The sequence below is a fragment of the Stutzerimonas sp. KH-1 genome, assembly GCF_054483855.1.
Map to the genome: position 1 here is coordinate 3,182,158 of NZ_CM137011.1, position 13,080 is coordinate 3,195,237.

At 64.2% G+C, this 13,080-nt stretch carries 12 protein-coding genes; 3 read left to right on the top strand and 9 right to left on the bottom strand.

All coding sequences use genetic code 11. The features are described from left to right. Positions 1-112: 112 nt before the first annotated feature. Positions 113-355, top strand: a complete 243-nt coding sequence (locus ACX1DW_RS15395) for a DUF2790 domain-containing protein (RefSeq protein ID WP_013981452.1) — start codon at positions 113-115, stop codon at positions 353-355. Between the two features lie 74 nt (positions 356-429). On the opposite strand, the gene ACX1DW_RS15400 is transcribed toward ACX1DW_RS15395, so the two are convergent. From ACX1DW_RS15400 to ACX1DW_RS15415, 4 genes are all read right to left on the bottom strand, one after another. Next, a complete protein-coding gene (locus ACX1DW_RS15400; protein ID WP_013981451.1) occupies positions 430-1,032 on the bottom strand; it encodes a nitroreductase family protein in 603 nt (200 codons plus the stop codon). Positions 1,033-1,195: 163 nt separating this feature from the next. Then, the gene (locus ACX1DW_RS15405) at positions 1,196-2,740 is read right to left on the bottom strand and encodes a phosphoenolpyruvate carboxykinase (RefSeq protein ID WP_458991804.1); all 1,545 of its coding nucleotides are present in this window, start codon (positions 2,738-2,740) and stop codon (positions 1,196-1,198) included. A 217-nt stretch (positions 2,741-2,957) separates the two neighbouring features. Beyond that, a complete protein-coding gene (gene hslO / locus ACX1DW_RS15410; RefSeq protein ID WP_017244738.1) occupies positions 2,958-3,845 on the bottom strand; it encodes an Hsp33 family molecular chaperone HslO in 888 nt (295 codons plus the stop codon). A gap of 120 nt (positions 3,846-3,965) precedes the next feature. After that, on the bottom strand, positions 3,966-4,364 hold the full coding sequence (locus tag ACX1DW_RS15415) for an RNA-binding S4 domain-containing protein (RefSeq protein ID WP_152480691.1): 399 nt from the start codon (positions 4,362-4,364) through the stop codon (positions 3,966-3,968). 101 nt (positions 4,365-4,465) lie between these two features. Between ACX1DW_RS15415 and rimB the strand changes: the two genes are divergently transcribed. Further along, entirely contained in the window at positions 4,466-4,933 is a 468-nt protein-coding gene (rimB, locus tag ACX1DW_RS15420) for a retropepsin-like aspartic endopeptidase RimB (protein ID WP_014821964.1), read from the top strand. Next, entirely contained in the window at positions 4,930-5,835 is a 906-nt protein-coding gene (gene rimK / locus ACX1DW_RS15425) for a 30S ribosomal protein S6--L-glutamate ligase (RefSeq protein WP_014821965.1), read from the top strand. Before rimB ends, rimK begins: the two co-directional genes overlap by 4 nt. A gap of 22 nt (positions 5,836-5,857) precedes the next feature. Here rimK and ACX1DW_RS15430 read toward each other — a convergent pair whose 3' ends face one another. From ACX1DW_RS15430 to ACX1DW_RS15450, 5 genes are all read right to left on the bottom strand, one after another. Next, entirely contained in the window at positions 5,858-7,189 is a 1,332-nt protein-coding gene (locus tag ACX1DW_RS15430; RefSeq protein WP_200600695.1) for an ATP-binding protein, read from the bottom strand. Positions 7,190-7,265: 76 nt separating this feature from the next. Next, positions 7,266-8,000: an osmolarity response regulator transcription factor OmpR gene (ompR, locus tag ACX1DW_RS15435; protein WP_014821967.1), complete on the bottom strand. Its 735-nt coding sequence runs from the start codon at positions 7,998-8,000 to the stop codon at positions 7,266-7,268. A gap of 92 nt (positions 8,001-8,092) precedes the next feature. Next, positions 8,093-9,442 carry an HlyD family type I secretion periplasmic adaptor subunit gene (locus tag ACX1DW_RS15440; RefSeq protein WP_458993410.1) on the bottom strand — a complete coding sequence of 450 codons (1,350 nt, stop codon included), beginning with the start codon at positions 9,440-9,442 and terminating at the stop codon, positions 8,093-8,095. A 7-nt stretch (positions 9,443-9,449) separates the two neighbouring features. Further along, complete coding sequence (locus ACX1DW_RS15445; protein ID WP_458991805.1) at positions 9,450-11,618, bottom strand: type I secretion system permease/ATPase; 2,169 nt, start codon at positions 11,616-11,618, stop codon at positions 9,450-9,452. A gap of 21 nt (positions 11,619-11,639) precedes the next feature. Then, positions 11,640-12,989, bottom strand: coding sequence for a TolC family outer membrane protein (locus ACX1DW_RS15450; RefSeq protein WP_208217269.1), 1,350 nt, complete (start codon positions 12,987-12,989; stop codon positions 11,640-11,642). Positions 12,990-13,080 lie beyond the last annotated feature (91 nt).

Here is a 13,080-nt window from a genome sequence, read left to right on the forward strand (position 1 = left end):
ATCTACTTCTACGATGCCTGGGCTCCTGACAACAAGCACAAGCGACGCCGGTTCAGGTGATCCGGCAGGCAAAAACAGGACGGACCTATGAACCAGAACAGGATGCCCCGCCATGCGTGCAACCCTTATTGCCACTGCCCTGCTGTTTACCTCGCTGGCCCAGGCTGATGATGCCAAGGCCCAGCCCTACACCTACGGCACCCGACTGGATGTCGCCTCGGTGCTGTCGGTGAAGATCAAGCCGACCCCCTACTGCGAGGTGACCGACGCGGAGATGACCTATCGCGACTCCACCGGTACCGAGCGCAAGCTGGCCTACCGGACGCTGTCCGAGGCCTGCAGGAATCAGAACTGAGCGCCACGAACATGGAAGCTAGGGCCGGGCGGGAGCACGCAACGCGCCCTCCCGCCCGGTCTTGATGAGCGCGATCAGAAGCGGTCGCGAATCACCACCTCGTCGAACGGCAGCTTGCCGACACGCGGCTTCGGCTCGGCGGCGCGCTTGCCCACCGCGACCATCAGCGCGATGACATGGTTGTCCGGCAGGTTGATCAGCTTGCCGACCGCGTCGAAATCGAAGCCATCCATGGGGCAGGAATCCAGGCCCTTGGCCCGTGCCGCGAGCATCAGCGTCTGCGCCATCAGACCGCAGCTGCGCATGGCCTCGTCACGCTGCACCTGCGGCTTGCCACGGTAATAGGCATCGATGGCGCCGGCCATGTAGTCCTGCACCTCGCTCGGTGCGCCTTCCCAGACGCGGCGGACATTCTTTTCCCAGCTGTCGACCTGGGCGCAGATCACCACCAGCATCGAGGCGTCGGTCATCTGTGCCTGATTCCAACCCACCTCGCGGATCTGCGCGCGCAGCGCCGGGTCGCTGACCTCGACGAAGCGCACATGCTGCAGATTGAAGGCAGAAGGCGCCAGCAGTGCCAGTTGCAGCAGCTCGTCCTTTTCTTCACGGCTCAGCTGGAAGCTGGGGTCGTAGGCCTTGACGGCGCGGCGGGTGCGAATGGCTTCTTCGGTATGCATGACGAGTCCTCACGGGAGAAAGGTGGCGTCATGCTAAGGGTGTCGACCGATCGAATCCACGGGACTTCACCGATCACAATCATCGAGCCGCTCGATGCGTTTCCGGTGCTGCATAAACGAAAAAGCCGCCCGAAGGCGGCTTTTCGATGACTCGGCAAGCAGCTTAGAGCTGCGGACCGGCGTTGCGGATGGCGTCGGAAACATCGAACTTCTTGAAGTTCTCGATGAACTTGCCAGCCAGTTCCTTCGCGGCCTGGTCGTAGGCGCTCTTGTCGGCCCAGGTGTTGCGCGGGTTCAGCAGCTGAGTATCGACACCGGCAACGGCCTTCGGCACGTCCAGGTTGATGATCGGCAGGTGCTCGGTTTCGGCACCGATCAGCGCGCCGCTCTGGATCGCCGCGATCACCGCACGGGTGGTCGGGATGTTGAAGCGCTTGCCGACACCGTAGCCACCACCGGTCCAGCCGGTGTTGACCAGGTAGACCTTGGAGCCAAAGCCGTTGATGCGCTTGATCAGCAGTTCGGCGTACTCGCCAGCCGGGCGCGGGAAGAACGGTGCACCGAAGCAGGTGGAGAAGGTCGACTTGATGCCGCTGCCCGAACCCATCTCGGTGGAACCGACCAGCGCGGTGTAGCCGGAGAGGAAGTGGTAGGCAGCCTGCTCGTTGTTCAGGATCGACACGGGCGGCAGTACGCCGGTCAGGTCGCAGGTGAGGAAGATCACCGCGTTCGGCTCGCCACCGAGATTCTTCTCGGAACGCTTCTCGACGTGCTGCAGCGGGTAGGCGGCGCGGCTGTTCTGGGTCAGGCTGGCATCGGCGTAGTCAGGCAGACGGGTACGCTCGTCGAGGACCACGTTCTCCAGTACAGCGCCGAACTTGATGGCCTTCCAGATTACCGGCTCGTTCTTCTCGGACAGGTCGATGCACTTGGCGTAGCAGCCACCCTCGATGTTGAACACGCGACCAACGCCCCAGCCGTGCTCGTCGTCACCGATCAGGTAGCGGCTCTCGTCGGCCGACAGGGTGGTCTTGCCGGTGCCGGACAGACCGAAGAACAGGGTGGTGTCGCCGTCTTCGCCAATGTTGGCGGCGCAGTGCATCGGCAGCACGTCGACGTCCGGCAGCAGGAAGTTCTGCACGGAGAACATGGCCTTCTTCATCTCACCGGCGTACTGCATGCCAGCGATCAGGACCTTTTTCTCGGCGAAGTTGATGATCACGCAGCCGTCGGAATTGGTGCCGTCACGCTCGGGTACGCACTGGAAGAAAGGTGCGTTGAGGATGCGCCATTCGCTCAGACCGGCTTGGTTGAACTGCTCGGGAGTGATGAACAGGCAACGGCCGAACAGGTTGTGCCAGGCGGTTTCGGTGGTCATCTTGACCGGCAGGTAGTGCTCGGGATCGGCACCAACATGGACATGGGAAACGAAGCTGTCACGCTCGCCGAGGTAGGCTTCGACGCGGTTCCACAACGCCTCGAAGTTGCCGGCCGGGAACGGACGGTTGATCGGGCCCCAGGCGATCTTCTGCTGGGTGCTAGGCTCTTCGACGATGAAGCGGTCAGCCGGAGAACGACCCGTGCGGTGCCCGGTCTTCACCACCAGAGAGCCATTGGCGGACAGTTCGCCCTCTCCGCGCTTGACGGCTTCTTCAATCAGTTGAGCGGTGCTGATGTCGGTGTACACGGCGTTGGTGGCTTGCGTCATGAGTGTTCCCGTCGGCCCTGGGCCGATTCCTCCATGCTGTTGTAGCCCGCCGAACAGCGAACTACATCGAAAAAAGTGCGCGCGATTATGCCAGATAATGCGCCGCGCTGGGTATGAGGCCGTGATGGCCAAATAGTTCACTGTCGGCGCGAGGCCGCCGGCATCACCGGGCAGCCCCGCGGAACCTTGATGCAGACGCGTTGCGCGTCAGGCTGATTCAGTGGCGGGTATCAGACGGCGCCTCGCTGCCGCCGCCGGCAAACAACTGGGCCACGTCCGCGGCGTCGTAGGTGTATTTCTCGTTGCAGAACTGACAATCGATGCTGACCGTTCCGCCCTGCTCAGCCACCAGCTGCAGGGCGTCTTCCTCACCCAGGCTGACCAGAGCACGGGCGGAGCGCTCGCGCGAGCAGCTGCAGCGAAAGCGGATCGGCAGCGCATCGAACAGGCGCAGCTGCTCCTGGTGGTAAAGCCGATGCAGCAGCGTCTCGCTGTCCAGGCCCAGTAGCTCCTCGGCGGTCAGCGTGTCGGCCAGAGTGCGCAGGTGCTCCCAGCTGGCGTCACGCTCCTCCGGATCCTTGAGTCGATCGGCCGGCAATTGCTGCAGCAGCAGACCGCAGGCGCGACGACTGTCGGCATTGAGCCAGAAACGCGTCGGCAGCTGCTCGGAAGCGGCGAAGTAGTCGGTCAGGCAGGCTGCCAGGTTGACCCCCTCCAGCCCGACGATGCCTTGATAACGCTGGCCGTTGGCCGGGTCGATGGTGATCGCCAGCATGCCTTCGGGCATCAGCTCGCCCAGCGTTGCGCCTGGCTGAATCTGCTCGGCGTGATAGCGGGCGATGCCACGCACTTCGCGCGCGCTGGAACACTCGACCATCAACAGCGGCACGGCACCGCTGGAGCGGGCCTGGAGGATCAGCAGCCCGTCAAACTTGAGCGTGCCGACCAGCAGCGCGGCCGCGGCCAGCAGCTCGCCGAGCAATTGGGCCACAGGTTCTGGATAGGCGTGCTTGGCGAGCACGTGCTGGTAGCTTTCCTCGAGCGTGGCGATCTCGCCGCGAACATCGGAATCATCGAAGAGAAAACGCTGGGTTTGATCGGGCATAGCCGGAAAGCTCGCAGGTACGGCGGAGGAGGCGGGCAATTTTAGGCGCAAAGCCGGCCCGGACCAAGGGCAAGCGCCGGACGGCCTCGCACGTGATGCGGTCCGCCGGCGTTGCGCAGCCTAATCCGGCTTGAAGTCACGCAGCAGCTGAATCTGCCGCCGCTGCTTTTTGCTCGGCCGGCCGTCGGTCTGCATGCCGAGGGCACCTGCCTTGCGCTGGGCTGCCGCTTCCTCGCGAGCAGCCAGGCTCTGCGGCGTCTCTTCATAGAGCGTCTGCGCCTCGGGTGCGCCGCGGCGCACCGCCGATAGCGCGCGGATAACCACCGTACGCGTGTCGAAGCCAACGCGAATCACCAGTTCATCGCCCACCTTCGGTTCCTTGCTCGGCTTGCAACGCTCGCCGCGACAGTGCACCTTGCCTCCTTCGATGGCCGCCTTGGCCAACGCGCGAGTCTTGAAGAAGCGCGCGGCCCACAGCCACTTGTCCAGGCGCACCTTGTCGTCGTCTTTTTCAGCCATCGTCCAGCTCTAACTCCTACACATCGTTCTAGGGTGTTACAGACGGATGCAGTTGTCATGCACCCCAACTAGAATGCCGCCAAATTCTTCGGACACGCCCATTGAAGAGACTCGACCCCCACACCGTGATCGGACTGCGTGAATGGATCGCCCTGCCGGATCTCGGCGTGGTGGGCCTGCGTGCCAAGGTCGATACCGGGGCCAGCACCTCGGCGCTGCACGCCACCGACATCAGCGAATTCGAACGCGATGGGCAGCGCTGGGTTCGCTTCACCGCGCACCTGGGCACGCTGGTGCAGCGGCGCCATCGCTGCGAGGCGCCGCTGGTCACCCGCAAGCTGATCAAGAGCTCCAACGGCCAGGTGCAGACGCGTTACGTGGTGCGCACCCTGCTCGCGCTGGGCAGCCACGTCTGGCCGGTGGAGTTCACCCTGACCTGCCGCAAGACCATGCGCTACCGCCTGCTGCTCGGCTCTAAGGCACTGGTCGACGGTCAATGGCTGATCGATCCGTCGCGAACCTATATCCAGGACAAACCCCAGATCCTCACTTCTTCCGGTGCTCAATGAAAATCGCCGTGCTGTCGCGCAATCCGCGTCTTTATTCCACCCGTCGTCTGGTCGAAGCCGGCGAGCAGCGTGGCCATGAAGTGGTGGTGATCGATACGCTGCGCGCGTACATGAACATCGCCAGCCACAAGCCGCAGATCCACTACCGCGGCAAGCCGCTGGAGGGCTTCGACGCGGTGATCCCGCGCATCGGCGCCTCGGTGACCTTTTATGGCTGCGCCGTGCTGCGCCAGTTCGAGATGCAGGGGGTGTTCCCGCTCAACGAGTCGGTGGCCATCGCCCGCTCGCGCGACAAGCTGCGCGCCCTGCAGCTGCTCTCACGTCGCGGCGTCGGTCTGCCGGTAACAGGCTTCGCCCACTCGCCGGACGACATTCCCGATCTGATCCAGATGGTCAATGGCGCCCCGCTGGTGATCAAGGTGCTGGAAGGCACCCAGGGCATCGGCGTGGTGCTCTGCGAAACCGAGAAGGCGGCCGAATCGGTGATCGAGGCCTTCATGGGGCTCAAGCAGGACATCATGGTGCAGGAGTACATCAAGGAAGCCGGCGGCGCCGACATCCGCTGCTTCGTGGTCGGCGACAAGGTCATCGCCGCGATGAAGCGTCAGGCCAAGCCAGGGGAATTCCGCTCCAACCTGCACCGCGGCGGCTCCGCCAGCCTGATCAAGATCACCCCGGAAGAGCGCATGACCGCCATCCGCGCCGCCAAGGTGATGGGCCTCAACGTCGCCGGCGTCGACATCCTGCGTTCCAACCATGGTCCGCTGGTGATGGAGGTCAACTCCTCGCCGGGCCTGGCCGGGATCGAGGAGACCACCGGCAAGGACGTCGCCGGGCTGATCATTCAGTACCTGGAAAAGAACGGCGGCCCGCACCTGACCCGCACCAAGGGCAAGGGCTGATCCCACCGCGCGGCGAGCCGGCTTATTCGGCCGGCTTGCCCTGCACCGCATCGCGCGGCAGCAGCAGCCCCAGCGGCAGGCTGACCCGCGCCTCCAGGCCACCGCCCTCGCGATTGCGCAGCTCGACGATGCCACCGTGCTGCGAGGCGATACGCTTGACGATGGCCAGGCCCAGCCCGGCGCCCTGCCCACCACGGGCGCGATCGCCGCGGATGAAGGGGTTGAACAGGCCTTCCAGCTCGGCCGGATCAATCCCCGGCCCGCGGTCGAGCACGCTGAGCACCACATAGGGCGCATGCTGGTCGCCGGAGACATAGGCCGCTACCTCGACCCCGTCACCGCCATAACGCAGCGCATTTTCAATCAGGTTGACCAAGAGCCGCTTGACCGACACCCGGCGCAGGGCGAACGGCGGCATCGGCTCGACGCACAGACGCACGATTTCCTGCTGCTGGTTGTAGGGCGCCACCACTTCACGGATCAGCTCGCCGAGGTCGGTGGTTTCCACCGGTTCATCGCTGCCGTCGCGGACGAAGGCGAGGAACTGATCGAGGATCGCATTCATGTCCTCGACATCACGAATCATGTCATCGGTCAGCTCGTCATCGCTGCTCATCAGCTCCAGCGACAGGCGCAGGCGCGTCAATGGCGTGCGCAGATCGTGGGACACCCCGGCCAGCATCAGTTCGCGCTCACGGCCAGCCTGCTCGACGTCCTCGGCCATCTGGTTGAAGGCGCGATACACCTCGGTCATCTCGCTCGGCGTGTCGCCGATTGGCAGGCGCACGCGCCGGCCCTTGCCGATCTGCCGCGCGGCGAAGACCAGCCGCTTGAGCGGCAGGTTGAGCTGACTGACGAAGATCCACGCCGCACCGGTGGACAGCAGGCCGATGCCAAGGAACCAGCCGAGTACGCTCCAGATGCGCTGGCCACGCAGCGGATAGGCGTACAGCGGCACCTGCACCCAATCCGGCCCCAGGCTCGGCGCGCGCACCCAGATCGCCGTGGACGGCTGGATGCGCACGCGCACCTCGGTGTCGTCGCCCAGCTCGTCGCGCATCTGCCGCTGGAAGATCTCGGTGTAGGGCCAGTGATACTCGCTGCGCGGCACGTTCTGCTCGGCCACCAGTTGCAGGCCGGCGGCGCGGCCGATGCGGTCGCGGTCCTCCAGGTCGGCAGCCCAGTAGGCGCGCAGGGTCAGCGCCGCCCCGTGGCTGTACTGGCGGTCAACCAGCACGTCCTCGTTGGTCATCAGATAGACCAGCGTCAGGACCTTGGAGAACAGCACCACGATCAGCACCATCCACAGGGTGCGGGCGAAGAAGCTTTGCGGGAACCAGAGCGGAGTCTTCATGAAGTCCCGGCGGCAGCCCCAGAACGGCAGGCCGCGAGCGTGACGCGCTCGCAGCCTGAAACAGGCCGCAGCCGACTCACTTGTTGCCGTCCGGCACGAACACGTAACCCACACCCCAGACGGTCTGGATGTAGCGCGGCTTGGACGGGTCCGGCTCGATCAGCCGGCGCAGGCGGGAAATCTGCACGTCGATGGAGCGTTCCAGCGCATCCCACTCGCGGCCGCGGGCGAGGTTCATCAGCTTGTCCCGGGTCAGCGGCTCGCGGGCGTGCTGCACCAACGCCTTGAGCACGGCGAACTCACCGGTAGTGAGCATGTGCACTTCGTTGCCCTTTTTCAGCTCACGGGTCGCCAGCGACAGCTCGTACTCGCCGAAGGTGACGGTCTCGTCCTCGCTGGCCGGGGCGCCGGGCACCTGCGGTGCCTGCCGGCGCAGCACCGCACGGATGCGCGCGAGCAGCTCGCGAGGGTTGAACGGCTTGGCCAGGTAGTCGTCGGCGCCCTGCTCCAGGCCCTGGATGCGGCTGGCCTCGTCGCCCTTGGCGGTGAGCATGATGATCGGAATCTGGTTGTTGCCCTCGCGCAGCCGGCGGCACGCGGAAAGCCCGTCCTCGCCCGGCATCATCAGATCGAGCACCACCAGCTGGAACAGCTCGCGGCTGAGCAAACGGTCCATCTGCTCGGTATTTTCCACGGTACGGACGCGGTAGCCCTGCTCGTCGAGAAAACGCTCGAGCAGACGTCGCAGACGGGCATCGTCATCGACGATGAGGATTTTTTCGCCTTCGCTGGCTGGCGCAGTGCTGCTCATGGAAACTCCCAGATGGTCGACGGCGCATTATTGCGCAGTGTGGATCGGCCCTACTGACAGCCATTGTTAGCAGATTTTTCCTTCGCCACCACCTAGCGCTCGCGAAGTGCCTCGGCCTTGGCGCGGATGATCGGCTTGAGCAGATAGCTCAGCACGCTCTTGTGGCCGGTGATGATGTCTACCGAAGCCATCATGCCGGGGATGATCAGCAAGGGTTTCTCATCGCTGCCCAGGTGACTCTTGTCGGTGCGCAGATGGATAAGGAAGAAGCTGTTGCCATCCTCGTCGGTGATGCTGTCGGCGCTGATGTGTTCCAGCTCCGCCTTCAAGCCGCCATAGACGGTGAAGTCGTAGGCGCTGAACTTGACCATCGCCTCCTGCCCCGGATGCAGGAAAGCGATGTCCTGCGGGCGAACCTTGGCCTCGACCAGCAACGTGTCGTCGAGCGGGACGATTTCGACGATGTCGCTGCCTGGCTGGATGACGCCGCCAATGGTGCTGACGAGCATCTGCTGGACAACGCCGCGAACCGGGGAGGTGACGAGCGTACGGCGCACCCGGTCTTCCAGTGCCTTGCCGGTGGATTTCAGCTTCGACAGCTCGGTGCGTGCCTCATTGAGCTGAGTCAGAGCCTCGCTGCGGAAACGCCCGCGCGTCTCACCGATCTTGCTTTCGATCTCCTTGATCGCCGCATGGGCGCGAGGCAACGCCAGGGTGGTGGCATCGAGTTGCCCGCGACTTTCCACCTCAGCCCGCTTGAGCCGCAGCACTTCCACCGGTGAGATGGCGCCGCTTGAGACGAGCGGCTCGGACATCGCGATTTCCTTGCGCAACAGGGCCAAGCTGCTGCGGAACTGCTCCTGCTTGGAGTTCATCTCGCGCACTTCCTGACGACGCTGGGCAAGCTGCTCTTCCAACCCGCCGATTTCAGCGCGCAGCTGGTCGCGACGGCTCTCGAACAAGGCGCGCTCGCTGTCGGCGAGGTTGGGGGCATCACGCAGCACATTCTCGGGCATCGCGAGGTCGCGTCCCTCAACCTCGGCCGACAGGCGCTCCACTCGCGCTGCCAGCGCCAGGCGGTCAGCTTCGGTTTCACCCACGTTGGAGGCGAAACGCGTGTCGTCCAGACGCAGCAGCGGATCGCCGGCCTCGACGATCTGTCCCTCGCGAACGAACAGCTCGGCGACGATGCCGCCCTCCAGGTTCTGGATCTTCTGCAGGCGTGACGAGGGAATGGCCTTGCCTTCGCCCCGGGTGACTTCATCGACGATGGCGAAATGCGCCCAGAGCACCAGGAACAGCACGAACGCGACCAGTCCCCATATCGTCAGGCGCACCAGTCGCGGTGCATCCTCGATGAGCGCCTTGCGCACCTCCGGCAGAGGTTCGCCACGGGAGCCGAACACCGAGCCGACTCCACCGCGCGCCTGGATCGGGGGGATCGAATGCTTAGCTGACACGGATCTGCCCCTTCTTCAATGCCTCGAGGATCACCGCCTTCGGCCCATCGGCGACGATCTGGCCGCGGTCGACGATCACCAGCCGATCGACCAGGCTCAACATCGAGGTGCGGTGGGTTACCAGCAGCAAGGTCTTGTCGGCAACAACCCCTGCCAGCTGCTGTTTCAAGCGTTCCTCGCTGGTGTTGTCCAACGAACTGGTCGGCTCGTCGAGCAGCAGGATCGGCGGATCGAGCAACAAGGCGCGCGCCAGCGCCACGCACTGGCGCTGGCCGCCGGACAGGTTCTGGCCACGCTCGCCCACCTGCAGTTCGTAACCCTTGGAATGCAGACGGGCAAACTCATGCACGCCTGCCAATTCGGCCACTTTCAGCACCCGATCGTCTTCGACGTAGCGCGCGCCCATCAGCAGATTGTCGCGCAGCGTGCCGGAAAATAGCTGGATATCCTGGGCCACATAGCCGATGTTGTTGCGCACGTCGCCCACATCCAGCTGCCGCAGGTCGATGCCGTCGACCAGCAGGCTGCCGGCATCGGGCTGATGCAGGCCGACGATCAGCTTGGCCAGCGAGCTCTTGCCGGAGCCACTGCGCCCAATGATGCCCACCTTCTCGCCTGGACGAATGACCAGACTGATCTGCCGCAGGGCGGCGTCCTTTTGTTCCGGGTAGTTGAAATCCACGCTGCGGAATTCGATCGCACCCTGCAGGTTTTCCCGCTTCAACGGCCGCTCACCACTCTGCCGTTCCTGTGGCAACGCCATCATGTCGTTTACCGAGCGCACCGTGACCTTGGCCTGCTGATAGCGGGTAAGCAGACCCGCCACCTGACCGAGCGGTGCCAGGGCGCGACCGCTGAGCATGTAGCAGGCAATCAGCCCCCCCATGCTCAGCTGACCGTCGATGATCTGATACACGCCAAGCACGATCATCACCACACCAGCGAACTGCTGCAGCGCCATCGTCGAATTGAGCGCCAGGCTCGACAGCATGCGCGCACGCAACTCAAGCCGGCTCAGGCTGCCGATGGTCTGCTCCCAAAGATGCTGGCGCTCGCTTTCCGCGTTGTTGACCTTCACCGCATCCAGGCCTGCCAACGTTTCGATCAGGCTCGACTGGCGCTCTGCCGACAGCGCCATGGTGCGCTCCAGAGTGTCGGCCAGGGGCCGTTGCAGCGCGAAGCTGAGTGCTGCAACCAGCGGGAAAGCCAATAGCGGCACCCACGCCAGATGCCCGCCGATCAGCGCAATCACGGCAATGATCAGCAAGGTGAATGGCAGATCGATCAGACTCGCCAGCGTCAGCGAAGCGAGAAACTCGCGCAGTGACTGGAATTCGTGGATGTGCTGGGCGAAGGTCCCGACACGCGCCGGGCGGTGGCGCATCAGCATGCCTGCCACCCGCTCGAACAGCGTGGCGGAAATGATCAGATCGGTTTTCTTGCCGGCCAGATCCAGACACAGCCCGCGCAACGTCTTGAGCAGCAGATCGAACACGAACGCACCGCTGATGCCAATGGCCAGCACCCAGAGCGTCGCCTCGGCCTGGTTCGGTACCACACGGTCGTAGACGTTCATGACGAACAGCGGCGTGACCAGCCCAATGAGGCTGATCACGAAACTGGCGGCAACCGCGTCGATATACAGCCAGCGTGAACGCTTCAGCGTGTCGCGAAACCAGTGAGTCGTTCGCGGAATGAGTTCACCGCGATCCAGATCGAAGCGGTGTTGCGGCTGAGCGAAGAAGGCCTGCCCGGTGTAGTCTTCCTCGAGGATTTCACGCGCGACATCCAGCTCCCCACCCTCGGACTCGCTGGGCATCACCCGCGCCCGCCCGTCGGGCTGCCAGCCCAGCAGCAATGCGCAACGCCCGTCATGCAATAGCAACAGTGCGGGCAGCGCGAGGGCGGATATCTGAGTCAGCTCACGACGCAGCCAACGACCGCGCAGACCAGCCCGGGCTGCCGCACGCGGCAGCAGCTCAGGGGTCAGTCGATGATCGGCGAGTGGCAAACCGGCGCTTAGCGTCGCCCGGCTGGCTGGCTTCTGGTGGAAGGCGCAGAGCGACAGCAGGCCATCCAGCAGCGGATCGTCATGACTCGAGCGCGGGTCGAGGCGCAAGGCCGGCTCGGGCGTTACAGCATCCTGAGAGTGCATCATGGGACCCGACGGGCCGCCCTCTTAATTCATCGCGGGCAACTGGACCTGAGCGCGCACGTCATCCATCGGCACGGCGGCCAGGGGCGCCACGACCCCCTGGTTGCGCAACAGAGAGCCGCTGACCGCCTGGATGCGGTAATGGCTCAAAGCCTCACTAAAGCGCACGTCTTCGAGACGGCGCGCAGCGGTGAACAGCTCGTTCTCGCTGTCGAGCAAATCCAGCAACGTACGCTCACCCAGGGTGAACTGTTGCTGGTAGGAATCGCGCACACGGCTGCTGCGATCGACGTATTCCTGAGCAATCGGAAGCTGCTGGCGTGCATTGTTCAGCGCGTTCCAGGCCAGCCCCATCTCCTCGCTGAGCAGACGCAGCGCGTTGTTGCGAATATCCATGGCCTGCCCGACCTGGTTGGCGCGAGCGCGTAGATCAGCACTGTTGCTGCCGCCCGCGAACAGGTTGTAGCGCATGCGTACCATGGCCTGCCATTCGTTCTCGTGCCCGTTGACGCCGTCGATGTCGTTATTGGCGCCACTCGCGAGCTCCAGCGCAAAGCGCGGGTAGAACTCGGACTTGGCTGCCTGCACCTGCGCCTCGGCGGCGTTCACGTCCGCCTGTGCCGAACGCAGCTGCGGGTTTTCCATCAGCATCTTTTCACGGGCCTGCTCGAGGCTCTGCGCCAGATCCACCGCAGCCAGCGCCGGCCGGCTCAAGTCGGTCGGCATCTGCCCCACCAGCGCCAGGTAGTTGACCTGGCTATCGGCAAGGTTGGTCTGTTCTGTAATCAGGTTGTTGCGCGCCTGGGCCAGGCGAGCCTCGGCCTGGTCGAGGTCGGCCATCCGCCCGACGCCCTGGCGGCTGCGAAGACTAATCTGATCGAAGATTCGCTCGTGGCTGCGCAGATTCTCCTCGGCCAGACGCACTAGCGCCTCACGGCGCAGAACATCCAGGTACACCTGCGCCACTTCCAATGCGGTGCGCTCCGCACTGCCCAGCAACTCATAGGCCCGTGCATTGACCGTAGCGCGCTGGCGCTTCACTTCGCTGGAGGTGGCGAAACCGTCGAACAGCATCTGCTGGGCCGTCAGGCTCGCCTCACCGCGGCTCAGCGTACGATAACCGTGCTCGTCACCCTGACGGGTACTGACACTGTCAGTGCCCTCTCGCCCATAACCCGCCACCAGATCCACTCGGGGCAAATAGCCGCCCTTGGCGGAGCGCAGCTGCTCCTCGGCCGCCATACGAGCGTGAACGCCGGCGCTGATTTCCGGGTGGGTATCGAGCGCGCTGCGCATTGCCTCCTGCAAAGACTGGGCATGAGCGGCGGCCGAGACGGCGAAAAACAGGGGAAGCACCAGGGCGAAAGGCTTCATGAAGACGAGTTCCGAAAGGTTGGGCGAGTGGCCAGGCCGACACGACAACAGAGTGCAAACGGAACCCATACGGGTGCGTAATACCACCACT

What these genes read in the sequence shown, in the direction of transcription:
- ACX1DW_RS15395 (WP_013981452.1), top strand. Translation starts at nt 113, where the DNA reads ATGCGTGCAACCCTTATTGCCACTGCCCTGCTGTTTACCTCGCTGGCC.
- ACX1DW_RS15400 (WP_013981451.1), bottom strand. Translation starts at nt 1,032, where the DNA reads ATGCATACCGAAGAAGCCATTCGCACCCGCCGCGCCGTCAAGGCCTAC.
- ACX1DW_RS15405 (WP_458991804.1), bottom strand. Translation starts at nt 2,740, where the DNA reads ATGACGCAAGCCACCAACGCCGTGTACACCGACATCAGCACCGCTCAA.
- hslO (WP_017244738.1), bottom strand. Translation starts at nt 3,845, where the DNA reads ATGCCCGATCAAACCCAGCGTTTTCTCTTCGATGATTCCGATGTTCGC.
- ACX1DW_RS15415 (WP_152480691.1), bottom strand. Translation starts at nt 4,364, where the DNA reads ATGGCTGAAAAAGACGACGACAAGGTGCGCCTGGACAAGTGGCTGTGG.
- rimK (WP_014821965.1), top strand. Translation starts at nt 4,930, where the DNA reads ATGAAAATCGCCGTGCTGTCGCGCAATCCGCGTCTTTATTCCACCCGT.
- ACX1DW_RS15430 (WP_200600695.1), bottom strand. Translation starts at nt 7,189, where the DNA reads ATGAAGACTCCGCTCTGGTTCCCGCAAAGCTTCTTCGCCCGCACCCTG.
- ompR (WP_014821967.1), bottom strand. Translation starts at nt 8,000, where the DNA reads ATGAGCAGCACTGCGCCAGCCAGCGAAGGCGAAAAAATCCTCATCGTC.
- ACX1DW_RS15445 (WP_458991805.1), bottom strand. Translation starts at nt 11,618, where the DNA reads ATGATGCACTCTCAGGATGCTGTAACGCCCGAGCCGGCCTTGCGCCTC.
- ACX1DW_RS15450 (WP_208217269.1), bottom strand. Translation starts at nt 12,989, where the DNA reads ATGAAGCCTTTCGCCCTGGTGCTTCCCCTGTTTTTCGCCGTCTCGGCC.